This is a genomic window from Pseudomonas sp. PB3P13, from assembly GCF_054897735.1.
Window position 1 is genome coordinate 2,828,349 of the sequence record NZ_CM142702.1, and the last position, 26,614, is coordinate 2,854,962.

Here is a 26,614-nt window from a genome sequence, read left to right on the forward strand (position 1 = left end):
TGCAAACCGTTGTCACAAGCGCTGGGGTCCTGCGGCGTAATTAATGTAACTTCATCTCAGCCTGGAAAAGTGACGGTGCATCAGTTGGGAGACAACCTGAAACATTTATCCCGAGAGGCGCTTGAAGCCGAGGTCGCGAGCCTGCGTTTGGCGCTTGAGGCGTCCAGGCTTGAAGCGCAAAAGCCGAGCTCCGGCCAACGCATGTCAGAACAAATCCAGGCGGAGCTGGAGGCGAGTCGCTCGGCACTGGCCAGCAGCGAAGCGCGGCAGCGGGCAATCTTCGACAGCGCCATTGATTTTGCGATGATCCTGAGCGACCCGGACGGCAAAATCACCGACTGGAACTCGGGCGCAACTCAGGTGACGGGCTGGACCGCAGAGCAAATGCGTGGTCACACCGCAGCACGTTTTTTCACCCCGGATGACCGCGCTGCCGGGCGGATCGAGCTGGAAATGGCCACCGCACTCCGTGAGGGCCGGGCGTCGGATGAACGCTGGCACCTGCGTCAGGACGGTCAGCGCTTCTGGGCCTCCGGCGAAATGATGCCGCTGTGGGGTGATAACGACGTTCACCTCGGGTTCGTCAAGATTCTGCGCGATCGCACCAATGAGCACCTCGCCGGCCGGGCGATAGAAGAAGCCCAGGCGCGTTACCAGTTAGTCGTCAAAGCCACCAACGATGCCATTTGGGATTGGGATCTGACGTCCAACCGTGTGCAGTGGAACGACGCATTGGAGCAGGCTTATGGGTATCCTTTAGCCAATATCGAGATGACCGGAGACTGGTGGATCGGGCACATTCACCCTGATGACCGGCAGCGTATCTACGCGTCCATCCACGCAGTCATAGATGGCAGCGGTACTGGTTGGACCGAGGAATATCGCTTCCAACGAATCGATGGCTCGTACGCCGAAGTACTTGATCGCGGGCATGTCATTCGCGACAAGGAAGGGCGCGCGCTGCGCATGATCGGCGCGATGCTTGACCTCACCCGCGTGCGCAGCACAGAAGCTGCACTTCGGCAGAGCGAGGAGCGTTTTCGTACGATTCTGGAAACAATCGAAGCGGCGTTTGCCATCGTTCAGGTCAAATACGATGCCGACGACCAACCGGTGGATTACCGATTTCTGGAAGCCAACCCTGCTTTCGAGCGTCATGCAGGGGTCAATCTACGCGGCAAATGGGTCACTGAATTCGCGCCCGATCTGGAGCGTTTCTGGTTTGAAACTTATGGCCGGGTGGCAAAAACCGGCGTGCCGGCCAACTTCGAAAGTTACGCCAAGGCGTTCGGTCGCTGGTTTGACGTGCGCGCGGTGCCCGTGGGCGATCGCGCCGATCGCCAGCTCGCCATTTTATTCAGTGACGTGACGGGAAGACGTGCTGCCGAAGAACGCCTGCGCCAGAGCGAGATGATTGCCCGGGCAAACGTCGAACGAGTGCAGCTTGCGCTCGCGGCGGGTGCAATCTTCGGCACGTGGCACTGGGATCTGACCAAAGACAGTTTCACCGTGGACGAAGCGTTTGCGCGCGCCTTCGGCACGGATCCTGCGCTGGGTCACGAAGGTTTGAGCCTCGAACAGGTCATCGCCACCGTCCATCCCGAAGACCGGCCCGGGCTGATCACCGCCATCGACGAGGTAATTGCCCGCGGGGGTGCCTATGCCCACCAATATCGGGTGCGTCGCGCAGACGGCAAGTATTACTGGATCGAAGCCAACGGCCGGGTTGATCACGCGGAAGATGGCACGCCGACCAATTTTCCAGGTGTCGTGATCGACGTTGAAGAGCGTCGCTCGGTCGAGGCGCAGCGCGACCGGGCCACCGCCGCGTTGCGCTCGCTGAACGACACCCTGGAACAGCGCGTCGCCGAGCGTACGTCCGAGTTGATGCAAGCCGAGGAGAAGCTGCGTCAGTCACAAAAAATGGAAGCGGTGGGTCAACTGACAGGTGGCCTGGCCCATGACTTCAATAATCTGCTGGCCGGCATTTCCGGTGCTCTGGAACTGATGGGTACGCGGATCGCCCAGGGACGTTTTTCGGATGTCGGTCGGTATTTGCTGACGGCGCAGGGGGCGACCAAACGGGCGGCGGCGTTGACGCATCGACTGCTGGCGTTCTCCCGACGGCAAACGCTCGATCCGCGACCGACCAACGTCAACACCCTGGTCGAGGGCATGAGTGAGCTGATCCAGCGCACCGTCGGCCCCAGTATTTCACTGGAGACGGTCGGCGCCGAGGACCTCTGGACGGCATTAGTGGACCCCAGCCAGCTGGAGAACGCACTGCTCAATCTGTGCATCAACTCCCGCGATGCCATGCTCAATGGTGGGCGGATCACCATCACCACCGCCAACCAATGGGTGAGCGCGCAGGAGACGCCGGCGCTGGATTTGCCGGCAGGCCAGTACCTGACGCTGTGTGTCAGTGACACCGGTACAGGCATGACGCCCGAGATCGTTGCCAAAGCGTTTGATCCTTTCTTCACGACCAAACCGATCGGGCAAGGCACCGGTCTCGGCCTTTCGATGATTTACGGTTTCGCCAAACAGTCAGGCGGGCAGGCGCGTATTTTTTCCAAGGTGGGCAGCGGGACCACAATGTGTATCTACCTGCCGCGTTACGTGGGTGGCGAAAGCGTTCAGGAGCATGCCCAAAGCGATATTGCACAGGCGTCTGCAGCAGTCGGCGAGACAATTCTTGTGGTGGATGATGAGCACACGGTGCGCATGCTGCTGGTGGAGGTGCTGGACGAATTGGGCTACTTCGTCATCGAGGCGGCGGACAGTGCTGAAGGGCTCAGCGTTCTGCGCTCAAAGGTGCGTATCGATTTGCTCATTTCTGATGTGGGGTTGCCGGGTGGCATGAACGGACGGCAAATGGCGGACGCTGCCCGCGAGGTTCGTCCGGGGCTCAAAACCCTGTTTATCACCGGCTATGCCGAGACTGCTGCCATAGCTCAGGGCCATCTTGAACCGGGGATGCATGTGCTCACCAAACCGTTTGCGATTGATACGCTGGTTTCGCGGGTGCGCAGGTTGATGGGCGAGTGAGTGTGGCATTCCGGGGAGCCCATTGCGCAGAACCTGCGCCCGGCTTTCCGAAGCGCACTATGATCGAGGCGGCATCTTCCAGGTCATAAAACAGCGCTTGCTGGGCTGTTCTCGGGCCTTGGAGGCCACGCATCAAGTCTGTCATCTGTTTTGTCCGTCCTGAGTCATGGCTCAATTCCTTGCCCAGGTATCTATCAGATACCGCCAGCGCTTCGAAAACCTGCTTTCGCAAAAGCCAGTCATGATTCCAGCATGATCAACGCTGAGGGGAAATCGACCGTATTTTCTGAAGCAGGGGGGCATATTGTGCATGTCCCACTGGCACGATTCCCGATGCCTCCTGAGAACCCAGAAAGTCCTGCAAGCCTTTGGTGTCAACCAGCATCGCGTCGCGGATTTGCTTCTTGAGACCGGCGCAGAGGGCGCCACGGAAGACAAAAGGATCATAGTAGATGGGTTCCGAGCGCCACAGCACTTTGAGGGTCTCGCGGTTTATCAGCCCTTTCTTGAGATATTCATCCACTCGCACACTCGCAACAAAAGCGGCCTCGACCTTTCGATCCAGCAATGCGTCCAGCGATTTGTCGTGCGAGCCCGAATACACCACGGTGCTGAAGAACTGCGCCAATGGAATGCCAACCTGGCTTGAGAACTCGGCGTTAGGCACCACGCTGCCCGATGTGCTGGCTGGATCAGTCAGTGCGACCCGTTTCCCGCGAAGGGCGTCGATCTGCTCGGCCACCTCCGGGCGTGCCAATAGCAGTGCCTGATAATATTGACCGGCTGGCGTGAAATAGCCTTGAGCGATAGTGAGGCTCGCGAACGGCTCGATTCGGGAGTCACGTTGATTGGCCATGATGTAAGAGGCCGGCCCAAGCCAGGCTACGTCCACCCCGCCAGAAACGATTGCATCCACTACGCTTTCATACGACGAGGATGGAACGATTTCCACCGGCATTCCCGTCGCTGCACTGAGTCGCTCGGTCAGAGGCTGATGCTCGCGTAACAGGACATCCATGCTTTTCTTCGGGATAACCGCAACCCGCAGACTCTGCTGCGTACACTGACCATAAGCCAGGTCGACCAGCGCCAGGGCTGTCACGAGAGACCCCATAAATTTCATCACACGCATGCGTTGTCTACCAGGTTCATGAAGGGCGGGTACTTGTGTAGCTGCGCGACAGTCAGCGGTCGGCTGAAATGATAGCCTTGAACAATGTCGCAACCCGCAAGCTTGAGGCAGACGACCTGCTCGCGGGTTTCCACCCCTTCAGCTACAACTTCAAGCCCAAGGCGCTTGGCCAGGATGATGGTGGACGAAACAATCGGGTTGTCATCGGGGCTATTGGACAGTTGGGCGATCAACGCGCGGTCGATCTTGAGCTTGTTAAGCGGCAACAGTTGCAAATGCGCGAATCCGGCGTACCCACTGCCGAAATCGTCAAGGCTGATACGCACCCCCGCCACACGCAGGCACTGAAGATGCTCAAGTGCCTGGCCCTGCGGATCCAGCAATGCCGTTTCGGTGATTTCCAGTTCCAGATGATTTGGCTCTATTCCTCGGCCGGCTAACTCGCGCAGCAGTCTTTCGCTGAAGTCGGCCTGGTGCAGCTGAATCGCTGATACGTTGACAGCGATCTTCAGTTCCCGTCCTTGCGTATGCCACTGCACCAGGTCTTCGCAGGCAAGACGCAACACCTCCCACCCGAGCGCCACGATGAAGCCAGTGCGTTCCGCCAATGAAATGAAGCGATCCGGGTAGAGGAGGCCGAAGTCTGGATGCTGCCAGCGAACCAGCGCTTCGTAACCATCAACGCGCATCGCGTCCAGGCGGATCTGCGGTTGATAGTGCAGAACAAATTGACGGTGGCTCAATGCCTGGCCGAAAGCCTGCTCAAGCATGAATTCTTCAACATCAGCCACATTGAGGGATGAATCGAAGAACCGATACTGGCCCCGACCGGCGCGTTTGGCGGAATACATTGCTGCATCGGCGCCGCGAATAAGCTCCTCTACATCCTGACCGTCCCGGGGACAGATACTGACGCCTACGCTGGGGCTGGTCGTTACCTCATGTTCATTGAGTGAATAAACAGCCGAAAGCTTTTCAACCAGAGTTCGCACCCAGGCATCGATCTGCTCTTCAGTGCGTTCGCCTGCCAACAGGACGACAAACTCGTCCCCCCCGAAGCGCGCTGCTTCATCCCCGGGTTCAAGCGCGCGGCTGATGCGTCCGGCGACTGCTTGCAGCAGCATATCGCCGACCTTGTGTCCCAGCGAGTCATTGATGGATTTGAAGCGATCCATGTCGATGAACAGAATGGCCACGAGTCGGCGCTTACCGCGTTGCGCAGAGAGCACTTGTGTAGCAACTTCTAGAAACTGGCGTCGGTTGTGCAGGCCACTCAAATGATCGGTCGCCGCAGCGTGGCTGCTGTGGCGGTGCTGCTCCTCCAGTCTGCCAATCAGTTCTTGATTAACCTGCTGGGCATGTTCCAGCGCTGTGAAAGCATCCTGACGTTTGCGCAGCACACGCAGCGTCCAAAGCAGGGCGCCGAGAATCAGCACGGTCATGGAAAGATTCAGCCAGAACTGACGTTGGTACGTGAGCACCGACGAAGCGAGTATCTCGTCATTTACCTGGCTCACTATGACGCTGAATCCTCGTTGGGCAACGTGCAGATACATGCTTTGATACAGACCAGCGGGGGAGTGCTGAAGAAGTGTCCCGGAAGCGCCTCCGGCAATGGGTAACTCGGGAACAAGAGGTGCGCCAGAGAACACCACGCCGCTGCTATTGATCCGCAGACGCTCCCGCCCATCGTTGTCGATCAGACGCATCATCCCGCTTTGACCCAGGTCGATGTGTTCAAACAAAGCGGCCAGGTATCCCACGTCCAGCTGTATCACCAGAATGTCATCCATTCTGCCGGTAGAGGAGTCCATAAGCGGCAACAGAAACGGTAAACGCCAGCTGGGCCCAGGAAGGCTGCTCTGTTGAGCCGGTGAAGAGGGCAGAAGCGCTTTGAAACCATATTGAGCAGCATGGGCCTGCAGTTGTGCGACCCACTCGACAGGTAGTTGCGCAGGCTCGTCCGAATGGCTGGCGGAGATCAGGTGGCCGTCGTTTGCATACAAACTCATGCGTTTGATAACCGGATCCTCGGCCAGCATTCGCACCCAGCCTTGACGACGTATTCCAAGCTCTTGCATATCGCTGCGGGTGACCCTGCCGATGGCCTGCGCCCTGTCGACCAGCTGACGCAGGTTTTCCGCCGCTATCGTGGCAAGGTTCAGATGTTCCGCAGCCTTTGCTGCCAAGGCTTCCTGACGAGACGAAGCCTTTTGCTGGAAATGCAATCCCCACAGAAACAACAGCGTCGCCGCGCACAGCAGCACCAGGAGAGATTGAAGGAAACTGGGCGAGGACAAGGATCGACGAATCACTGGATTCTTCCGACAGCAGATAGTGGCACTTTACCACTAACACATTTCCGTACCGTGACTGTATCAGGCACAGAATTCCGGCAACGAAGACGTGAAATTATGGCCGCTGGTCGAATGTCAGATATTTTTCCCAAGGTATGGGCGGGTATGGGCGGGTAGTTAATGTCCAGCTTCGGAAACGAAAAAGCCCTGAATAATCAGGGCTTTTTCGTATAAAGATGGCGGAGGCGATGGGATTCGAACTCATGGACCTGTTACAGTCGACGGTTTTCAAGACCGTTGCCTTAAACCACTCGGCCACACCTCCGTTTGCGTTGCGGGCGCCATAATACCTGAATGAAACACACTGTCAAACTCTCTACGTAGCTTGTTACAGAGCGTCTGTTATGATCTTTGCGACTGAACGTTTCAAACCAACAGGAGTGTCGCCATGCGCGAACAGGATTACGCAGTTAACAACAGCGTGCAGGCTGGGCAGCTAGAGGTTAGCCGCGTCCTGCGCAACACTTATGGCTTACTGGCCCTGACCCTCGCATTCAGCGGCGTGATGGCGTATGTCGCCCAGCAGATGCGTGTTGGCTACCCGAATATTTTCGTGGTGCTGATCGGTTTCTACGGCCTTTTCTTCCTCACCAACAAACTCCGTGATTCCGCCTGGGGCCTGGTGTCGGCGTTTGCCCTGACCGGTTTCATGGGATTCCTGCTCGGCCCGATCCTCAACCGTTACCTGGGCATGCAGGGCGGCGCGGAAGTTGTCAGCTCGGCCTTCGCCATGACCGCACTGGTATTCGGTGGTCTGTCGGCGTATGTGCTGATCTCCCGCAAGGACATGAGTTTCCTCGGTGGTTTCATTACCGCCGGTTTCTTCGTGTTGCTGGGTGCGGTGGTCGCGAGCTTCTTCTTCCAGATCAGCGGTCTGCAACTGGCGATCAGCGCAGGTTTCGTGCTGTTCTCCTCGGTCTGCATTCTGTACCAGACCAGCGCCATCATTCATGGCGGCGAGCGTAACTACATCATGGCGACCATCAGCCTGTATGTATCGATCTACAACCTGTTCGTCAGCTTGTTGCAGCTGTTCGGCATCATGAGCCGTGACGATTGATCGCAGGCCATGAATGAAAAACCCGCTTCGGCGGGTTTTTTATTATCTGCGATTTGCCCCAGCTGTCAGGCCATCGGTGGCAGGCGACGTTTGACCGGGGTTTTCTTGACGATGGCGGTATTGGTTTCGGCATGGCTGTTGAGGCGGTCGAGCAGGGCGTCCAGCTGTTCCATCGAGCGCACGTGCAAGCGCGCAATGAAACAATCGTCGCCAGTGACCTTGTCGCATTCGGTGAATTCGGGAATGGCCTGAATCTGCCGCTCGACCTCCTGCAGCTGCCCTGGGAGCGGGCGAATGCGCACGATGGCCTGGAGCTGATAGCCAAAGCACTTCGGGTCTATCTCGACGGTGTAACCCTTGAGCACGCCGCGCTCCTCGAGGCGCCGCAGACGCTCGGCCACACTCGGCGAAGAAAGGCCGCTGATACTCGCCAGCGCTTTGAGTGAACGGCGCGAATCCTCCATCAATGCAGTGATGAGCACTTGATCAATGTCGTCGGTCATGGCGAAGTCCATATTAGGCAATTGTTCAAAAAAGCCTTGATAAGAAAGGCAGATTTAGAGTTTAGCCTGATTTAAGCGCTGGAGACGGCCGCAGAGGCATTGGCATAATTTGCACTCAATCAGAGGAGTCAGGTGATGGACAATTCGCTTCGTCGGGGATCATTCGAGATGACAGCTGCCATGCTGATCTCCGGGACCATCGGCTGGTTTGTGTTGGTATCCGGGCAACCGGTGCTGGACGTGGTGTTCTGGCGTTGCGTATTCGGCGCCGGCACGTTACTGCTGATTTGCGCGGCGTTCGGCTTTCTGCGCCCCGGCATCCTGACCCGCACTACGTTCTTGCTGGCGGTGCTCAGCGGCATGGCGATTGTGGGCAACTGGGTGCTGTTGTTCGCCTCTTATTCCCGCGCCTCGATCGCTATCGGCACAGCGGTGTATAACGTTCAACCCTTTATGCTGGTCGGCCTGGCCGCGCTGTTCCTCAACGAAAAAATCACTCTGCAGAAGCTGTTCTGGCTGGGCGTTTCGTTCTTCGGCATGCTGGCGATTGTCAGCGCCCATGGGCAGCAGGGCGAAAGCGGCAGCGATTACCTGGTGGGCATTGCGCTAGCGCTGGGGGCTGCGTTTCTGTACGCGATTGCGGCGTTGATCATCAAGCACCTGACTGGCACGCCGCCGCATTTGATCGCGCTGGTCCAGGTCAGCACCGGCGTGCTCCTGCTCGCGCCATTTGCGCATTTTTCGGCGCTGCCGCAAGCGCCAGGTGCCTGGGCCAGTCTGGTGACGCTGGGCATTGTTCACACCGGCGTCATGTACGTGCTGCTATACGGCGCGATTCAAAAATTGCCGACGGCGCTGACCGGGGCCTTGTCGTTCATTTACCCGATTGCAGCGATCTTCGTCGATTGGTTTGCCTTCGGCCATCGTCTGGAATGGCTGCAATGGATAGGCGTCGCCGCGATTTTGTTGGCGGCTGCCGGCATGCAACAAGGCTGGAGCCTGAAATTTCGCCGCGTCGCCGCGCAGTCATGATCGCCCGGATGTTCCAGCGCGGCGCCGTCCTGCTCAGGCGTGATGTCCTCAGAAGATGTAATCGGTGGTCAGGAAACTCGAACGGCGGCCGCTGATGATCTCGCTGATGAGGTCTTTGTTGGTTTCCTGAAATTTGGTCGCGACCAGCGTCCGAATCGAAAACACCCGCAGCGCATCATGCACCGACAACGTACCTTCGGCCGAGTTCTTGCGGCCGTTGAACGGGTAGGTGTCCGGCCCGCGTTGGCACTGGGCGTTGAGGTTGATGCGCCCCACCTGGTTGGCGAAGGTGTCGACCAGTCGGCCGACCGCCACCGGATTGGTGCCGAAAATGCTCAGTTGCTGGCCGAAGTCCGATTCCAGAACGTAATCGATCACCGTGTCCAGATGCCGGTACGGCACGATCGGCACCACCGGGCCAAACTGTTCCTCCTGATAGACGCGCATCTGCGGCGTCACCGGGAACAACACCGCCGGGTAGAAAAACGAGGCGCGCGCTTCGCCGCCATTGGGGTTGACCACGGTTGCGCCCTTGCTGACCGCATCCGCCACCAGCGCGTGCAGGTAATCGACCTTGCCCGACTCCGGCAAAGGGGTCAGCGCCACGGCGCTGTCCCACGGCATGCCGGGTTTCAGTGTTGCCAGTTTGGCGTTGAATTTTTCGATGAACGCCTCAACCACGTCTTCATGGACGAAGAGGATCTTCAACGCGGTGCAGCGTTGGCCATTGAATGACAGGGATCCGGTCAGCGCTTCGCTGACGGCATTGTCCAGGTCAACCTCAGGCAGGACGATGCCCGGGTTCTTCGCATCCAGACCCAGCGCGGCGCGCAACCGGTGCGGTTTTGGATGGAGTTTTTTCAGGTCGCTGGCGGCTTTGTTGGTGCCGATGAACGCAAAGATGTCGATCTTGCCGCTGGCCATCAAGGCGCTGACGGTTTCGCGACCACTGCCGTAGATCACGTTGATCACTCCGGCCGGGAAGCTGTCGCGGAACGCTTCCAGCAGCGGACGAATCAGCAGCACGCCCAGTTTGGCCGGTTTGAACACCACGGTGTTGCCCATGATCAGCGCAGGAATCAGTGTGGTGAAGGTTTCGTTCAACGGGTAGTTGTAAGGTCCCATGCACAGCGCAACACCGAGCGGTACGCGGCGAATCTGGCCAAGCGTGTCCTGTTCCAGCTCAAAACGGCTGGAGCGGCGGTCGAGTTCCTTCAGCGCGTTAATGGTGTCGACGATGTAGTCGCAGGTGCGGTCGAACTCTTTTTCCGAATCCTTGAGATTCTTGCCGATTTCCCACATCAGCAACTTGACCACCGCTTCGCGCTGTTCGCGCATGCGTCCAAGGAAAGTTTCCACGTGCTGGATGCGTTCGGCCACGCGCAGGGTTGGCCAGAGTCCCTGGCCCCGATCGTAGGCGCGCACGGCGGCGTCGAGGGCGGTTAATGCAGTGTCTGCGTCGAGCAAAGGCGTGCTGCCGAGAATGACTTGTTCATCGCCACTATCGCCGCTCAGGTAGACCGGGCTGCGGACCTGGGCGAGGGCGCCGGGCCAGGTTTTCAACTTGCCATCGACCAGATATTCACGCTGTTCGGTGGGGCCGTCGAGGCGGTGCTTTTCCGGAATTTCGCTGGAGTGTGGAAACAGTTTGCCAAGAATCGCTGTGGTCATTTCGCTACTCCCTGTGATGTAAGCCACACATTGGCGGCTGGCCGTTCGGATTCACTTCAAAGGTTATACGCCTTATTGGCCCGACTTTTTAAGTGCCGATCCGCCAACCTCGCGATCTTTTGACCTCAGAACACACAACCACCAGTGCTGCAGGTAAACTCCGCGCTCTTTCCAAAGGAGTTCATATGAGTCACTACCAGCCGGGCATTCTCGCCACCCCCGTTCCGCCTCACGCCCGTCATATGTTCTTCGCCCTGCAATCCCTCGAGGCCTTGCCGGCAGCGCTCGACAAGCTGATCACGCTGGTGGACGGCAAGTCGGCGGTGGTGGGGTTTGGTGAATCGCTGGTCAAGGCGCTGCACGCGCAGATCGATGGCTTGCGGGTCTTCCCGGCGATGGCTGGCGTCGGCGTCGATAACCCTTCGACGCAGCAGGCGTTGTGGTGCTGGCTGCATGGCATCGACCGTGGCGATTTGCTCAACCGCAGCAATGCCCTCGAAACCGCGCTCGCCCCGGCGTTTCGTCTAATGCAAATGAATGAAACCTTCCGCCACCTGACCGGCCATGACTTGACCGGTTACGAAGACGGCACCGAAAACCCCCACGACGAAGCGGCGGTCGCGGCGGCGCTGCTGGGTGAGGGCGCTGAAGGTCTGGTCGGAGGCAGTTTCGCGGCAATCCAGCAGTGGCAGCACGATTTCAAAGGCTTTGGCGCGATGGCTCCCCATGAGCGGGACCACATCATGGGTCGCCGTTTGAGCGATAACGAAGAGCTCGATGACGCGCCGATTTCCGCCCACGTCAAACGCACCGCTCAGGAAAGCTTCGCCCCCGAAGCGTTCGTGGTGCGCCGTTCGATGCCGTGGATCGAAGGGGATCGCGCCGGTCTGATGTTCCTTGCGTTCGGTTTTTCGCTCGATGCGTTTGAAGCGCAGTTGCGCCGAATGAGTGGACTCGAGGACGGCATCACCGACGGTTTGTACCGCATGAGCCGACCGGTCACTGGCGGCTATTACTGGTGCCCGCCGCTCAAGGATGGCTACCTGGATTTGCGTGCGTTAAGTATCAGCTGATTCACCAGCCCCAAATGCCCACAAAACCTGTAGCAGCTGCCGAGCACCGCGAGGCTGCGTCATGCGCCGTGAGGTCTGCCTGACGGACGCTGACGCAGCCTCGCGGTGTTCGGCAGCTGCTACTGCAGTGAATCAAACTTTTAATCATTCGATTGCACCTGTAGCGCCGGACTAACGGCTCTTGCCGGAAAAATGGCGAAAGAGTACAAATGTACTCCATGACGACTCTCACTCCCCGCCGTACCGCCATTCTGACTTTCATCCGTGATCGAATCGCGGAGCACGGTCAGTCCCCAAGCCTCGCTGAAATCAGCGAGGCGTTTGGTTTCGCCTCTCGTAGCGTGGCGCGCAAGCATGTGCTGGCGCTGACCGACGCCGGGTTTATCGAAGTCAATCCGAATCAGGCCCGAGGCATTCGGCTGCCCGGGCAACCGCCGCGGCCCGAGTTACTGGATATTCCGGTGCTTGGTCGCGTTGCCGCGGGTGCGCCGATAGGTGCCGATGCCGAGGTGCACAGCCGATTGCTGTTTGATCCCTCGATATTCTCCCGAGTGCCGGATTACCTGCTGCGGGTCCAGGGCGACTCGATGATCGAGGACGGCATTCTCGATGGCGATCTGGTCGGTGTGCATCGCAATCCCGAGGCGCTCAACGGCCAGATCGTGGTGGCGCGGCTGGATGGCGAAGTCACCATCAAGCGCTTCCAGCGAGTCGGTGACGAGGTGCAACTGTTACCGCGTAACCCGGCGTACAAGCCGATTCAGGTGCGCGCCGATCAGGACCTGGCGATTGAAGGGGTGTTCTGTGGCCTGGTGAGGCAAGGGTGATGGGTGCCGTCGTCGCGCTGGATACGTTGTTCAATGGCGGTCAGGTCTGGAAGGGCCGACCTGCGCCACCGGCCGCCAGCCCACAACCGACCGGACATGCCGCGCTGGACGCTGCGCTGCCCACGGGCGGTTGGCCGGAGGCGGCATTGACCGAAATCCTCCTGGCCGGGCAAGGCGTTGGTGAGTTGCAACTGGTGTGGCCGGCACTGGCGCGACTGTCGGCGGCCGGTGAGCGCATCGTGCTGATAGCGCCGCCTTACGTGCCATACCCCATGGCCTGGCTGAATGCCGGGGTCGATTTGCGCCAGTTGTCGATCATCCAGGCCAGTGAGCGCGATGCCCTGTGGGCGGCGGAGCAATGCCTGCGCTCGGGCAGTTGCGGCGCCGTGTTGTGTTGGCCGCAAAAGGCCGATGACCGTGCTTTGCGCCGCTTGCAGGTGGCGGCGGAAACCGGTTCGACCCTGGCGTTTGCCTATCGCTCGATCCAGGAAGCGGTGAATCCTTCACCTGCCGCGCTGCGCATAGCAATCGATGCCCGGCCCGCGCAGTTGCGAGTGCTCAAGTGTCGCGGCGGTCTGGCCCGATCGGCACCCATTGCTTACCCCGTGGGGCATTGAGGTTGCCATGCGCTGGGTTTGCATTCTTTTCCCGCAATTGGCGCTGGACGCAGTCCTGCGTCAGCGGCCCGATCCCGACGAGCCGCTGGCGTTATTGACCGGCCCGGCGCAGCGCCGGGTGTTGCAGGCGGTCAATGCTTCGGCCCGCGCGCTGGGCCTGCGCCCGGGTCAGTCGATGACGGCTGCACAAGCCCTGAGCAAAGGCTTTGTTACCGCGGAATATGACAGCGCCGAGATTGAGCACTGGCAACAGTTTCTCGCCGCGTGGGCCTATCGATTCAGTTCCCAGGTCAGCGTTCATTACCCTCGAGCGGTGGTGTTTGAAATCGAGTCCAGCCTTGGCCTGTTCGGCGATTGGCCGCAATTTGAAACGCGATTACGCAGTGAACTCGGCGAACTGGGCTTTCGTCACCGGATCGTCGCCGCGCCCAACCCGGCGGCCGCGCGGATCCTCGCCAACGCTTATGACGGTCTGGTGGTGCCTGACAATTGCGCCTTGCAGCATCACCTTGGTCAATTGCCCGTTGACCGGATCGGCCTGGAAGCAAGCGTCGCCACGGCGTTGACGCGCATGGGTTTGCGCACGCTGAGTCAGGTCCAGGCATTGCCCCGGCAAAGTCTCGCCCGTCGTTTTGAAGTTCAGGTGCTCAAACATCTGGACACTTTGCTCGGCACACGACGACTGGCGCTGGCGTTCTATTTGCCGCCGGACCGTTTCGACGTGCGCATTGAACTCAACTTCGACGTGCAATCGCATCAGGCATTACTGTTTCCGTTGCGCCGCCTGACCGGTGATTTGTCGGCGTTTCTTTGTGGCCGGGACAGCGGTGTGCAGCGATTCGATCTGCACCTTGAACATGCCGGGTTGCCGGACACTTTGATCAAGGTCGGCCTGCTTGGCGCCGAGCGCGATCCGGCCATGCTCTTTGAACTTGCCCGAGGCAGACTCGAACAGGTTCAAGTCGAAGCCCCCGTGCGCGGTTTTCGCTTGCGCGCCGAAGATCTGCCGACCTTTATTCCGCAATACCAGGAACTGTTCGACGATCGCCCTCAGCAGTCCTTGCCCTGGGAACAATTGCGCGAACGCTTGCGCGCACGGCTGGGGGACGAGGCCGTGCAGGGCCTGCGCTTTCAGGCAGACCATCGGCCAGAGTGCGCCTGGCAGGCCAGAGTCGATAACCAGCGCAGTGAAGCGCTACCGGGTGTGCAACGTCCGGGGTGGTTGTTGACCGAACCGCAGGCTGTTCACGAAAACTCCACGCGCATTCTCATGGGGCCGGAGCGTATCGAGTCAGGCTGGTGGGATGGCGGCGATGTCCGTCGCGACTACTACCTGATCGAAACCCGAACCGGCCAACAAGGCTGGGCCTATCGTGCGGTGGGTGAGGAAGGTCCGTTATGGTTGCAGGGCTGGTTCGCATGAGCCTCGATTATGCCGAGTTGCATTGCCTGTCGAACTTCAGTTTCCAGCGCGGTGCTTCCAGTGCGCTGGAGCTTTTTCAACGAGCCAAAAAGCACGGTTATCGGGCGCTGGCGATCACCGACGAGTGCACCCTGGCCGGCATCGTCCGCGCCTGGCAAGCGGCCAAATCCGTGGAAATACCGCTGATCATCGGCAGCGAAGTGCGTATCGAAAACGGCCCGAAACTGGTGCTGCTGGTAGAAAATCTTCAGGGTTATCAGACCTTGTGTCGGCTTGTTACCCTGGCGCGACGGCGTACGCAGAAGGGCCAGTACCAAGTGCTGCGCGAGGATTTCAGCGATCCATTGCCCGGGTTGTTGGCGTTATGGGTACCGGATGCGACAGATGATATCGGGCAGGGTCACTGGCTGAGGCAAGTGTTCGCTGGACGTCTCTGGCTGGCCGTTCAACTGCATCGCGGTCAGGACGATACGCAGCGGTTGAACGGGTTTCTGAAGCTGGCAAGCGAGCTGCAAATCCCGGCCGTGGCCAGCGGCGATGTGCACATGCATTGCCGGGGACGTCGCGCCCTGCAGGACACCATGACGGCGATTCGTCATCACCTGCCGGTGGCCGAAGCCGGCATGCGCCTGCACCCCAATGGCGAACGGCATTTGCGCGGTCTTGACGCGTTGCACTCGATCTACCCGCAAGCCTTGCTCGACGAGACGATGACCATCGCCCGGCGTTGCACGTTCGATCTCGACCAATTGCGTTATCAGTACCCACGCGAGCTGGTGCCGCAAGGCCAGACGGCTTCGTCCTGGCTACGCGTTCTGACCGAACGAGGCATGCAGTGGCGCTGGCCCGACGGGCCAAAAACCGAAGTGCTGACCCAGATCGACAAGGAACTGGAGCTGATTGCCGAGCTGGGCTACGAAAGCTACTTTCTGACGGTGCACGACATCGTGCGCTTCGCCCGTGAGCAGCGAATCCTCTGTCAGGGCCGGGGTTCGGCAGCCAACTCGGCGGTGTGTTTTGCCTTGGGCATCACCGAAATCGATCCGGATCGCACCACGCTGCTGTTCGAACGCTTTCTCTCCAAAGAGCGCAATGAACCACCGGACATCGACGTCGATTTCGAGCACGAACGTCGCGAAGAAGTCTTGCAGTATGTATTTCAGCGTTATGGCCGCACCCGTGCAGCGCTGACGGCAGTGGTCAGTAGTTATCACGCGGCAGGTGCCGTGCGCGACGTTGCCAAAGCCTTGGGATTGCCACCCGACCAGATCAATGCACTGGCCGATTGCTGTGGTCACTGGAGCGATGAAACCCCACCGCTGGAACGTCTGCGCGAGGGCGGTTTCGATCCCGAGAGCCCGGTGCTCCGTCGGGTGCTGAGCCTGACCGGGCAACTGATCGGATTTCCCCGGCACCTTTCCCAGCACCCCGGCGGTTTCGTGATTTCCGAACAGCCACTGGACACACTGGTGCCGGTGGAAAACGCGGCCATGGCTGACCGCACCATCATCCAGTGGGACAAGGACGATCTGGACGCCGTCGGCTTGCTCAAGGTCGATATTCTGGCGCTGGGCATGCTCAGTGCGATACGCCGATGCTTCGACCTGCTGCGGCGGCACCGTGACCGTGACCTTAGCCTGGCGACAATCCCGGCCGAGGATGCCGCTACTTACGAAATGATTACCCGTGCGGACACAGTGGGTGTGTTCCAGATCGAGTCGCGGGCCCAGATGTCGATGTTGCCCCGGCTCAAACCCAGGACCTTTTATGATTTGGTCATCGAGGTGGCCATCGTCCGCCCCGGGCCGATTCAGGGCGGCATGGTTCACCCTTATCTGCGCCGCCGAAATGGTCAGGAGGCCGAGACCTATCCGTCACCGCAACTGGAAAAAGTGCTCAAACGCACCCTCGGCGTACCGTTGTTTCAGGAACAGGTGATGCAGATTGCGATTGTCGCGGCAGATTACAGCCCCGGTGAGGCCGATCAGTTACGCCGCTCGATGGCCGCCTGGAAACGCCACGGCGGGCTTGAGCCGCACAAGCTGCGCCTGGCGGCCGGTATGAAAAAAAATGGTTACACGCCGGAATTTGCCGCGCTGATTTTCGAACAGATCAAAGGCTTCGGCAGTTATGGTTTTCCGGAATCCCACGCCGCCAGTTTTGCCTTGTTGACCTACGCCAGTTGCTGGCTGAAATGCCACGAACCGGCGGCCTTCGCCTGCGCGCTGATCAACAGCTGGCCGATGGGTTTCTACAGTCCGGACCAGATTCTGCAAGACGCGCGCCGGCATCATTTGCAGATCCGTCCGGTGGATGTGCGGGCCAGTGACTGGGACTGCAGCCTTGAGAAAATCATCGGTGCGCAGCCGGCTATCCGGATGGGCCTGCGGATGATCAAAGGTTTTCGCGAGGACGATGCCCGACGTATTGAGCACGCCAGGTCGCAGGGGGCTTTCATCGACATTGCCGACCTTGGCGAACGGGCGCGACTCGATGCCCGGGCCCAGGAACAGCTTGCCGATGCCGGCGCGCTGCGGGGGCTGGCCGGTGACCGGCACCAGGCGCGCTGGGAAGTGGCGGGTGTGCACAAGCAGCTCGGTTTGTTCAGCGGTATGCCCAGTCAGGAAGAACCGGCGGTATACCTGCCCAAACCCACGGTGGCCGAAGACCTGCTGGCCGATTACAACAGTGTCGGCACCACCCTCGGCCCGCATCCGCTGGCGTTGTTGCGCGGTGAATTGAACGCCCGGCGCTGTCGCAGTTCCAAAGAACTGCTGGAGGTTGAACATGGCCGGCCGGTCAGCATTGCCGGGCTGGTGACCGGTCGACAACGACCGGGAACCGCCAGTGGCGTGACTTTCGTCACCCTCGAAGATGAATTCGGCAACGTCAACGTCATCGTTTGGCGCGACCTGGCCGAGCGACAGCAAAAGGTTTTGGTTGGCTCACAATTGCTCAAGGTCGATGGCCGCTGGGAGAGTGAGGGCAATGTCCGGCATTTGATTGCCGGACGATTGAGCGACCTCACTCCGTTACTGGATGGCATCAGCGTAAGGAGTCGGGATTTCCATTAAATCCCGCGCAGTTATGAACAGTTCGGTAGTGGCGACAAACGCGCTGTCAAACAGGCCAGTCAATGCTCAGCTATAACTCTATGAAACCATTGGCAACCTCGGTGCTCGAAACAAACGGGCGCGCCGATGGCTGCAGGGGTGGGCAGTTGAGTGTGTACAGTGTGGGAAAGAGCCTGCTCAAGCCCCCGCGTGTTCGAAATTTTCCTGTGATTCAATCAAGGCCAACCAATGACTTCCAGGCGCACCTCGAACCCTCCTTCCGGCATGGTCAGAGTGCGTGGCGCTCGGGAACACAACCTCAAGAATGTCGATGTCGATATTCCCCGCGATGCCCTGGTGGTGTTCACAGGTGTCTCTGGTTCCGGTAAATCTTCGCTGGCATTTTCAACCCTGTACGCCGAAGCGCAGCGGCGCTATTTCGAGTCAGTTGCGCCTTATGCGCGACGACTGATCGATCAGGTCGGCGTGCCCGACGTTGATTCAATAGAGGGTCTGCCGCCCGCCGTGGCGTTGCAGCAACAGCGGGGTACGCCGAGCACACGGTCCTCGGTGGGCAGCGTGACGACGTTGTCGAGCCTGATTCGTATGCTCTACTCCCGCGCCGGCAGCTATCCGGCGGGGCAGCCCATGCTTTACGCCGAGGATTTCTCGCCGAACACGCCGCAAGGCGCTTGCCCGGAATGCCACGGCCTTGGGCGGGTTTATCAAGTTACCGAAGCATTGATGGTCCCGGATCCGAGCCTCACCATCCGCCAGCGCGCCGTCGCTTCGTGGCCGACGGCCTGGCAGGGGCAGAACTTGCGCGACATCCTTGTGACCTTGGGTTACGACGTCGATAAACCCTGGCGTGACCTGCCGAAAAAACAGCGCGACTGGATTTTGTTCACCGAGGAAACTCCGACGGTGCCGGTGTACGCCGGGCTCACACCCGAGGAAACCAAAGTCGCGCTCAAACGCAAGATGGAGCCGAGTTACCAAGGCACGTTCACCGGTGCGCGGCGTTACATCCTGCATACCTTCAGCCATTCGCAAAGTGCGCTGATGAAAAAGCGCGTTTCGCAATTCATGCTCGGCAGCCCATGTCCGCTGTGCGATGGCAAACGGCTCAAGCGCGAAGCGCTGTCAGTGACTTTCGCCGGTTACGACATTGGTGAGTTGTCGCAGATGCCGTTGCTGCAAGTGGCAGAAGTGCTGAAGCCGGTGGCCGCTCATGGTTATCTCGAACAGGCCGAAGAAGCCGGTGAGGTGCTGACCCATGAGCAGACCCGGGAGGCTCGCCAGCAACGGGTGGCTCACGGCGCCAGTGCCCATGCCAATGCCCCCGATGTGCGCCACACGCCCAATCTGTCGGTAGAAAAACGCCTGGCTGCGCAACGGATCGCCCAGGATCTGCTGGAGCGAGTCAGCACACTGACCGATCTGGGCCTCGGTTATCTGGCGCTGGAGCGCAGCACGCCGACACTGTCGTCCGGGGAATTGCAGCGGTTGCGCCTGGCCACACAATTGGGTTCGCAGTTGTTCGGGGTGATCTACGTGCTGGACGAGCCTTCTGCCGGTTTGCATCCTGCGGATGGCGAGGCGTTGTTCGAGGCGTTGCAGCGTTTGAAGGCTGAAGGCAATACCTTATTCGTGGTCGAACACGACCTGGAAACCATGCGCCGCGCCGATTGGCTGATCGACGTCGGCCCCGCAGCCGGCGAGCACGGCGGACGCATCCTGTACAGCGGGCCGCCGTCCGGACTGGCGCAAGTGGCGGATTCACAGACACGTGCTTACCTGTTTGCCGATCAGGTCGCTTCGCCGCACACCCGTCGCAAGGCTACCGAGTGGCTGCGCCTGGAGGGCATAACCCGCAACAATCTGAATAACCTCAGTGTGGAGTTTCCGCTGGGCTGTTTTACGTCGGTGACGGGTGTGTCGGGTTCCGGCAAGTCGAGTCTGGTCAGTCAGGCATTGCTGGAGCTGGTCGGCGCGCACCTCGGTCGCCCCAGCCGCGACGGCGAGACCGAGGAGATCAGCCTTGAAGACGATGCACCGCAAGTCAGCGGTGGTCGGGTGACGGCCGGGCTGGACTCGATTGCACGACTGGTTCAGGTGGATCAGAAACCCATCGGGCGCACGCCACGTTCGAATCTGGCGACCTACACCGGGCTATTCGACAACGTGCGCAAGTTATACGCCGCCACGCCCGAGGCGCAGGCCGAGGGTTACGACGCGGGGCAGTTCTCCTTCAACGTCGCCAAGGGGCGATGCCCGACGTGCGAAGGCGAGGGGTTTGTCAGCGTGGAGTTGCTGTTCATGCCCAGTGTCTATGCGCCATGCCCGACCTGTCATGGTGCGCGTTACAACCCGCAAACGCTGGCGATCAGTTGGCAAGGTTTGACTATCGCGCAGGTGTTGCAACTCACGGTAGATGAGGCCGTCGAGGTATTCGCCGGTCAGGCGGGCATCTACCGGTCTCTGGAAGTGCTGCGTGACATCGGCCTGGGTTATTTGCGCCTGGGGCAGCCGGCAACAGAGTTGTCCGGCGGCGAAGCCCAGCGCATCAAACTGGCGACCGAGCTGCAACGCAGTCAACGTGGCGCAACGCTGTATGTGCTGGATGAACCGACCACCGGGTTGCACCCGCGCGATGTCGATCGCTTGCTCGAACAGCTGAATACACTGGTGACGGCAGGGCACACGGTGATCGTCGTTGAACACGAGATGCGCGTGGTGGCGCAAAGTGATTGGGTGATCGACATCGGCCCGGGAGCCGGCGATCAAGGGGGCCAGATTGTCGTTGCAGGCACGCCCGGGAAAGTCGCCAAAAGCAAAAAAAGCCGGACTGCGCCGTATCTGGCAAGGACGCTGGGGCCGTCATCCTCCTAGCCCCTGTGGGAAGCCAGCCTGCTGGCGATACGCTTCAGGAAGCGCCGTCCAGCGAGCGACGGACCTTGTCCAGCAGTTCGTTGATCTGGAAAGGTTTGATCAGCATGTCCATGCCGTCGCCCAGGAACACCTGGCGATTGACTGCGTTTTCCGCATAACCGGTCATGAACAGAATCGGCAAACTTTCACGCCAGCCGCGAGCGACGTCCGCCAGTTCACGCCCGTTCATGCGAGGCAGGCCGACGTCGGTCAGCAGCAGGTCAATGCTTGCGTCGTTCTGCAGGCGTTCAAGCGCGGTTTCGACATCGCCGACCTGCGTACAGCGGTAGCCGGCATCCAGCAGGACTTCTGTAACGAACATGCGCACCGACGCCATGTCTTCGACAATCAGCAGGTGTTCGCCCGAGCCCTGCGGATCCACCACGCCCGGCATTTCCTGAACCGGGGTAGAGTCGGCAGTGGCCGGCAGCATGATGGTCACTTCCGTGCCACGACGGGCGACGCTGCGAATGTTTGCATCGCCCCCAGACTGCCGGGCGAACCCGTAAATGCTCGACAGTCCCAGCCCGGTGCCCTGGCCCAGTGGCTTAGTGGTGAAAAACGGATCGAACACCTTGTCGATCACGCTGTGTTCAATGCCTGTGCCGTCATCGCGAACCGATAAAGCCACGTAGGCGCCGTCCGCAATCTTCAGGTCACCGTGTGAATACGCGGCATAAGTGCTGACCCAGATGTTGCCACCTTGCGGCAGCGCATCGCGGGCGTTGATCACCAGGTTGAGAACGGCACTTTCCAGCTGAATCGGATCAACCAGCGCGATGGCCGCCTTGGACGTCAGTTCGAGTTTGAGGGCAATGTGCTCGCCAATCGTGCGCACCAGCAATTCTTCCAGCGAGCGAATGTGCTCGTTGATGTCGACCGGGCGCGTATCGAGCGGTTGTTGACGGGCAAACGCCAGCAGTCGATGAGTCAGGGAAGCGGCGCTCATGGCGGAATTCAGCGCCGCATCAGCGTAAAACTGAACCTTGTCGGTGCGAGAATCGGCGATGCGCTTCTGGATCAACTCCAGGCTCGTGATGATGCCGGTCAGCAAATTGTTGAAGTCATGAGCGATGCCGCCGGTCAATTTGCCCAACGCGTCCATTTTTTGCACTTGCAGCAGCTGAGCTTCGGTGCGCACCCGCTCGGCGATCTCATGTTCAAGCTGCGACGTCGCGTCGTCGAGTTGTGCCAGGTGCGAGCGCTCACGGCGACGATGCTCGGTCACATCCTCGACGAACACCAGGCTCAACTCCGGGGTGCGGTACGGCGAAATCTGCCATTCGGTTTCCCGCAATTCGCCATCCACGCGCATATTCAGCGTGCCTTTCCAGCGCTCGCCGGCCGTGAGGCGCAGGCGCAGCTCATCGAGGATCGCGTTCTGCTGATCGGCGAAACATTCGCGCAGGGCCTCGGCGTCACGGTTGTCGTGAATCAGTTGAGTGAACGCATGGTTGCATTCATGCACTTTGAACTGTGCGTCAAGCACAGCGATGGGCGCCGACACATTGACGAAAATCTCGCGAAACCGCGCCTCACTTTCACGCAAGGCGTTTTCGGTGTCACGAACCCGCAACAGCGTGCGCAGGGTCGCCAGCAGCACGTCCGGGTCGACGGGATGAATCAGGTAGGCGTCGGCACCGGCATCCAGGCCAGTGATGATATCGCCGGTCTGGATCGACGCGGCCGACACGTGAATCACTGGCAGCAGGGCAGTGGCCGCTTCGCAGCGCAGTTTGCGCACGATGTCGAAGCCGCTCATGTCTGGCAGATTGACGTCGAGGATCAACGCGTCGATCGCCTCTTTGTCGATCAGCGCAAGGCCTTCGCCACCGGTGCCGGCTTCGCGCACGATGTAACCGTGGCGTTCCAGACGTCGACGCAGGGCGTAACGCGTGGCGACGTTGTCATCGACGATCAACAGGCGAATGTCACGTTTCATCGGCGGATTCCGTTGCGATGGCCAGCGGGATGATCACAAAGAAGGTCGAGCCAACTCCCGGGGTACTTTCCACCCCGACCTCACCCCCCAGCAGCGCCGCAAAGCGCTTGCACAAGGACAGTCCCAATCCGGTGCCGCGCAGACGCTTTTGCAGCGGCGAATCGACCTGGGAAAAGTCCTCGAACAATGCCCCATGCAGCTCGGGTGCGATACCAATGCCGGTATCGCTGACAGCAAATCGCACGTGGTGCGCGCCTTCGAGCCGTGTGGAAACGCGCACTTCACCGCGAGTGGTGAACTTCAGCGAGTTGGAAATGAAGTTGCGCAGAATCTGCCCGAGCTTCTTGTCGTCGGTATAAAGCCTTGGCAAACCGACCGGCTCCTGGAAGATAAGGTCCACGGCGCTGGCATCGACAATCGGCCGAAACATGCCCCGCAGTGCGGCGAACAGATCAAACATGTCGAACCAGGCCGGCGAGATGCTGATGCGCCCGGCTTCGATCTTCGCCAGATCCAGCAAATCGTCGACCATGTCGCTGAGCTCGCGCGCCGCGGTGCTGACGAAGGCGACCTGCTTGTGCTGCTCGACGCTCAAGGGTCCGTCGAGCTCGTCAGTCAGCAGACTGGCGATGCTCAAGATCGAACCCAGCGGCGTGCGAAATTCGTGGCTCATGTATGACAGAAAACGGCTTTTAAGGTCCGAGGCCTGGCGCAGCTCTTCGGCCTGATTATCGAGCTCGGCATACAGGGCCAACACGCCCTGATTGGTTTCATCGAGCTCTTCGCGCAGAGCCGTGGCTTCACTTTGCAACCTGGCGATCAGCGCGGTCTGCTCGTCCAGCTGACTCACGGGGACTTCAGCCATGAGTGGCCTCCAGAGCAATGACAAGCACGGTGACGTCGTCCCGGCCGCGGCAGAAATCGCGGTGCAGGAGGGTAGCAATCACCGCAGGATGGCGATGCATCAGGCCGGGGTAATCCTGAAGATTCCAGCGGGATTGAAGGCCGTCGCTGTACATGATCAATAGCTGTCCATTCACATGAGCGTAGTCAAAAGATTGTGCTTTGCGGTATTGCCCGCCGACGATGCCTGGGTGAGAGGCCATGCCGCGGGATTTATCCGGTGCGATCAGGCAGGCGCCAATGTTGCCGATGCCGACGAATCGCAAGGTATCGTTGTCGCCATCGAACTGCGTGATGGCCAGCGCGCCACCACGGGTGCCGATCATGGCGTGATGGATGTCTTCAAGCAATAGCATGGCGGAGGTGAACGGCGTCAGAGCGAAAATTTCCTCGCCGGCCCGGGCGGCGTGTTCTGCCTCCTCACCATGCCCCAGACCATCGATGACCAGCGCACTGATGCGCGCGCCATCGAACGCGACGTGCCAGACGTCGCCGCAGGCAGGGTCGTGGTGCAGAGAGTGCTGGCTGACCCCCATGCGTCGATCCGCTGTTCTGTCGTGTCGCGGATAGAAACGTGTCAGCAGTACCGTACCCCGCGAATCGGCGTAGACATCGAACACTTGCGCCTGCCGCGCCACGGCACCCAGGCCAATGCCTTGTGTTCCGCGAGTGGAGAATCCGTCAGTCAGGCATGCGTGCACATCAAAACCCGTGCCGCGATCCACGGCGAGCATTTCAATGCCATTACCGGATGACCGTGGCAACACGCGCAAGTGCAATTCGCCACGCCCGGCGTGTTTTAGAATATTGCTGGCAAGTTCTGTGGCGACCAATGCCACACGCCCGGCATCGACCGGATCGAAGCCGTGTTGTTCAGCAAGTTGCTGCGCGGTACGTCGTGCATGACCGATCTGACTGGTGTCTTCGATCGGCAGCACTTGCGTCAGCGTGCCTGTGATATTCATGTCCATCGGGTGATCGTTATGCGTGTGCCTTTGCCCGGCTCAGTCTCGAGTTCGAATTCTTCAACCAACCGCTTGGCGCCCGTCAAGCCGAGGCCGAGTCCGCTGCCGGAGGTCCAGCCGTCGGTCATCGCCAGTTTAAGGTCCGCAATGCCGGGACCTTCATCGCGGAAGACCACACGCAAACCAGTGCGCGTGCCGTCCTCGATAATTTGCCAGTCCATGTCGCCGCCACCGCCGTACACCATGGTATTGCGCGCCAGCTCGCTGACCGCCGTGACAAATTTGGTCAGGTCAATCAGGCGCATCCCGCATTCCTGCGCGAGCTTGCGCGCCAGCTGCCGGGCAATCACCACGTCTTGCTCAACACCGATCGGATGAGTGCCGTTGCTGAGCACGTTCATTTTCCCAGCACTCGGTCGTGCAGCAGTTTCATGCCGCGCTCGACATTCAACGCCGTGCTGACCCCGGGCAAGGTCATGCCCAGCTCCACCAACGTGATGGCAACCGCAGGCTGCATGCCGACCAGCACGGTTTCGGCGTCCATGATTTTCGACAGGCCGGAAATGGTACCGATCATCCGGCCGATAAAAGAATCGACCATGTCCAGCGCCGAAATGTCAATCAACACGCCGCGGGCCGATGTACGGCTGATACGCTTGGACAGGTCGTCTTGCAGCGTCAGGGCCAACTGGTCGTGCATGTCAACCTGAATGGTCACCAGCAGAAAGTGGCCCATCTGTAAAATCGGAATACGGTCCATCGGCTCAATCCGCCTTGTTGACGGAGAGTCCCAGCCGGGTGAGGGCCAGTTTCAATGCGTCGGCCAGGTTGGCTTTGGTCACCACGCCTTGCAGGTCCAGCCCCAGGTGCACGATGGTCTGCGCGATCTGCGGACGTACGCCGCTGATGATGCAATCGGCACCCATCAGGCGAATGGCGGTGACGGTTTTCAGCAAATGCTGAGCGACCAGGGTATCGACCGTCGGCACGCCGGTGATGTCGATAATGGCGATTTCCGAGCCGGTGTCGACGATCCGCTGCAACAGCGATTCCATGACGACTTGAGTCCGTTGCGAGTCGAGGGTGCCGATCATCGGCAGCGCCAACACGCCGTCCCACAATTTGACAACCGGGGTGGACAGTTCCAGCAGCTCTTCCTGCTGGCGCTTGATCACGGCCTCGCGGGATTTCTGGAAGGTCCGGATGGTGTGCATGCCCAATGCGTCGAGCAATTCGGAGACTTCCCAGAGTTGCTCGGCCAGCAGTGCCGGATTGTCCTGGTAATGATTCTGCAGCAGCGCAAACAGCGGGCCTTTCAAAGCAAAGATAAAGCTGGCGGTCTGGTGAGAATCCTGACCGAGCAGGGCGCGACTGTGGGAGAGTTTTTCCAGGTATAGACGGATCTCATCCCAGCCGGGTGCCGCGACATTCTGGCCGTTGCCTTTTTCCAGACCGGAGATAATCAGTTGCAGGAACTCTGCAGTCTGCTGCTTCAGGTCATGTTCTTTGAGATTGCGCGTGGCACCACTGGCCTCGAGTCCTTTTGACCATTCAGCGAGCAACTGCGCCTGATTGTTCTTCAGTGCATCGAGTGTGTTGGTTTGCAGTGCTGCCATGTGCTGTGACTCCCTGGAAAGTGTCTGCCGGCTTTTTTAAAAGTGACCGGCGCTCATCAGTGACATTTGCGGTATGAAATAGTTGTCCGCCAGGCAGGATAATTCATTTCGGGTACAAACTACTCTAGCCGGCACAATTATCGCTGCGTTCACTTGACCGGCATCAATGAATGGATGGAACCCTGTGCATTTACCGACTTCGAAACAACAGGGCCGATTGTTTTACCGCAAATGGGCCATTACTGAACGAGGTGACCATGAAAGAGCAAGCGACGCCGCAAGCGCAGGACTCACAAACTGGCGAGCCGCAAAGTGCTGATAAAGCGGTGGATCAGAAGAATCATCATGACGACAATGACAACGAGTTCAGCCCGGGCTTCAAACCAAACCCTGATCGGCCGGCGCCCAGCGATGCCACCGATGCCGATATTGATACCGACGGCGGCTAGTTGAAAGTC

The 26,614-nt window shown here is 59.6% G+C and carries 20 protein-coding genes and 1 tRNA gene; 10 read left to right on the forward strand and 11 right to left on the reverse strand.

Annotation, left to right across the window (positions count from 1 at the left end):
* Positions 1-201: 201 nt before the first annotated feature.
* The gene (locus ACYZT1_RS13130) at positions 202-3,051 is read left to right on the forward strand and encodes a PAS domain-containing hybrid sensor histidine kinase/response regulator (RefSeq protein ID WP_462019241.1); all 2,850 of its coding nucleotides are present in this window, start codon (positions 202-204) and stop codon (positions 3,049-3,051) included.
* A gap of 256 nt (positions 3,052-3,307) precedes the next feature.
* Here ACYZT1_RS13130 and ACYZT1_RS13135 read toward each other — a convergent pair whose 3' ends face one another.
* The 3 genes from ACYZT1_RS13135 to ACYZT1_RS13145 form a co-directional block, all read right to left on the reverse strand.
* Positions 3,308-4,183: a phosphate/phosphite/phosphonate ABC transporter substrate-binding protein gene (locus ACYZT1_RS13135; RefSeq protein WP_462015158.1), complete on the reverse strand. Its 876-nt coding sequence runs from the start codon at positions 4,181-4,183 to the stop codon at positions 3,308-3,310.
* Positions 4,174-6,498 (reverse strand): bifunctional diguanylate cyclase/phosphodiesterase, encoded by a 2,325-nt coding sequence (locus tag ACYZT1_RS13140; RefSeq protein WP_462015159.1) that lies wholly within the window; start codon positions 6,496-6,498, stop codon positions 4,174-4,176. The genes ACYZT1_RS13135 and ACYZT1_RS13140 overlap by 10 nt, the downstream gene beginning before the upstream one ends.
* A 219-nt stretch (positions 6,499-6,717) precedes the next feature.
* Positions 6,718-6,805 (reverse strand) — tRNA-Ser (locus ACYZT1_RS13145).
* A gap of 123 nt (positions 6,806-6,928) precedes the next feature.
* On the opposite strand from ACYZT1_RS13145, the gene ACYZT1_RS13150 reads away from it, so the two are divergent.
* On the forward strand, positions 6,929-7,600 hold the full coding sequence (locus ACYZT1_RS13150) for a Bax inhibitor-1/YccA family protein (RefSeq protein ID WP_150579456.1): 672 nt from the start codon (positions 6,929-6,931) through the stop codon (positions 7,598-7,600).
* A gap of 65 nt (positions 7,601-7,665) precedes the next feature.
* Here ACYZT1_RS13150 and ACYZT1_RS13155 read toward each other — a convergent pair whose 3' ends face one another.
* Positions 7,666-8,103, reverse strand: a complete 438-nt coding sequence (locus ACYZT1_RS13155) for an Lrp/AsnC family transcriptional regulator (protein WP_462015160.1) — start codon at positions 8,101-8,103, stop codon at positions 7,666-7,668.
* Positions 8,104-8,238: 135 nt separating this feature from the next.
* On the opposite strand from ACYZT1_RS13155, the gene ACYZT1_RS13160 reads away from it, so the two are divergent.
* Entirely contained in the window at positions 8,239-9,135 is an 897-nt protein-coding gene (locus ACYZT1_RS13160) for a DMT family transporter (RefSeq protein WP_462015161.1), read from the forward strand.
* Between the two features lie 48 nt (positions 9,136-9,183).
* On the opposite strand, the gene ACYZT1_RS13165 is transcribed toward ACYZT1_RS13160, so the two are convergent.
* Complete coding sequence (locus ACYZT1_RS13165) at positions 9,184-10,806, reverse strand: NADP-dependent glyceraldehyde-3-phosphate dehydrogenase (protein WP_462015162.1); 1,623 nt, start codon at positions 10,804-10,806, stop codon at positions 9,184-9,186.
* 185 nt (positions 10,807-10,991) lie between these two features.
* Between ACYZT1_RS13165 and ACYZT1_RS13170 the strand changes: the two genes are divergently transcribed.
* The 6 genes from ACYZT1_RS13170 to ACYZT1_RS13195 all read left to right on the forward strand — a co-directional run bounded on the left by ACYZT1_RS13170 (position 10,992) and on the right by ACYZT1_RS13195 (position 20,691).
* Positions 10,992-11,879 carry a Dyp-type peroxidase gene (locus ACYZT1_RS13170; protein WP_462015163.1) on the forward strand — a complete coding sequence of 296 codons (888 nt, stop codon included), beginning with the start codon at positions 10,992-10,994 and terminating at the stop codon, positions 11,877-11,879.
* A 209-nt stretch (positions 11,880-12,088) separates the two neighbouring features.
* Positions 12,089-12,706: a transcriptional repressor LexA gene (gene lexA, locus ACYZT1_RS13175; protein ID WP_462015164.1), complete on the forward strand. Its 618-nt coding sequence runs from the start codon at positions 12,089-12,091 to the stop codon at positions 12,704-12,706.
* On the forward strand, positions 12,706-13,323 hold the full coding sequence (gene imuA / locus ACYZT1_RS13180; RefSeq protein ID WP_462015165.1) for a translesion DNA synthesis-associated protein ImuA: 618 nt from the start codon (positions 12,706-12,708) through the stop codon (positions 13,321-13,323). Before lexA ends, imuA begins: the two co-directional genes overlap by 1 nt.
* Before the next feature lie 7 nt (positions 13,324-13,330).
* Positions 13,331-14,746, forward strand: coding sequence for a Y-family DNA polymerase (locus tag ACYZT1_RS13185; protein WP_462015166.1), 1,416 nt, complete (start codon positions 13,331-13,333; stop codon positions 14,744-14,746).
* Positions 14,722-17,820: an error-prone DNA polymerase gene (locus ACYZT1_RS13190; protein ID WP_462015167.1), complete on the forward strand. Its 3,099-nt coding sequence runs from the start codon at positions 14,722-14,724 to the stop codon at positions 17,818-17,820. Before ACYZT1_RS13185 ends, ACYZT1_RS13190 begins: the two co-directional genes overlap by 25 nt.
* A 228-nt stretch (positions 17,821-18,048) precedes the next feature.
* Entirely contained in the window at positions 18,049-20,691 is a 2,643-nt protein-coding gene (locus ACYZT1_RS13195) for an excinuclease ABC subunit UvrA (RefSeq protein WP_462015168.1), read from the forward strand.
* A gap of 34 nt (positions 20,692-20,725) precedes the next feature.
* On the opposite strand, the gene ACYZT1_RS13200 is transcribed toward ACYZT1_RS13195, so the two are convergent.
* Genes ACYZT1_RS13200 through ACYZT1_RS13225 form a run of 6 tightly spaced genes read right to left on the reverse strand, consistent with a single transcriptional unit; the run spans position 20,726 to position 26,156 of the window.
* On the reverse strand, positions 20,726-22,672 hold the full coding sequence (locus tag ACYZT1_RS13200) for a response regulator (protein ID WP_462015169.1): 1,947 nt from the start codon (positions 22,670-22,672) through the stop codon (positions 20,726-20,728).
* Positions 22,662-23,537 carry a sensor histidine kinase gene (locus tag ACYZT1_RS13205; protein ID WP_462015170.1) on the reverse strand — a complete coding sequence of 292 codons (876 nt, stop codon included), beginning with the start codon at positions 23,535-23,537 and terminating at the stop codon, positions 22,662-22,664. Before ACYZT1_RS13205 ends, ACYZT1_RS13200 begins: the two co-directional genes overlap by 11 nt.
* On the reverse strand, positions 23,530-24,540 hold the full coding sequence (locus tag ACYZT1_RS13210) for an ATP-binding protein (protein WP_462019242.1): 1,011 nt from the start codon (positions 24,538-24,540) through the stop codon (positions 23,530-23,532). The genes ACYZT1_RS13205 and ACYZT1_RS13210 overlap by 8 nt, the downstream gene beginning before the upstream one ends.
* Entirely contained in the window at positions 24,537-24,941 is a 405-nt protein-coding gene (locus ACYZT1_RS13215; protein ID WP_462015171.1) for an anti-sigma regulatory factor, read from the reverse strand. The genes ACYZT1_RS13210 and ACYZT1_RS13215 overlap by 4 nt, the downstream gene beginning before the upstream one ends.
* Entirely contained in the window at positions 24,938-25,300 is a 363-nt protein-coding gene (locus ACYZT1_RS13220) for an STAS domain-containing protein (RefSeq protein WP_462015172.1), read from the reverse strand. The genes ACYZT1_RS13215 and ACYZT1_RS13220 overlap by 4 nt, the downstream gene beginning before the upstream one ends.
* A 4-nt stretch (positions 25,301-25,304) precedes the next feature.
* Positions 25,305-26,156, reverse strand: coding sequence for an STAS domain-containing protein (locus ACYZT1_RS13225; RefSeq protein WP_462015173.1), 852 nt, complete (start codon positions 26,154-26,156; stop codon positions 25,305-25,307).
* Positions 26,157-26,326: 170 nt separating this feature from the next.
* Here ACYZT1_RS13225 and ACYZT1_RS13230 point away from each other — a divergent pair, with 170 nt between their 5' ends.
* Positions 26,327-26,605, forward strand: a complete 279-nt coding sequence (locus ACYZT1_RS13230) for a hypothetical protein (protein WP_462015174.1) — start codon at positions 26,327-26,329, stop codon at positions 26,603-26,605.
* The last annotated feature ends 9 nt before the right edge of the window (positions 26,606-26,614 follow it).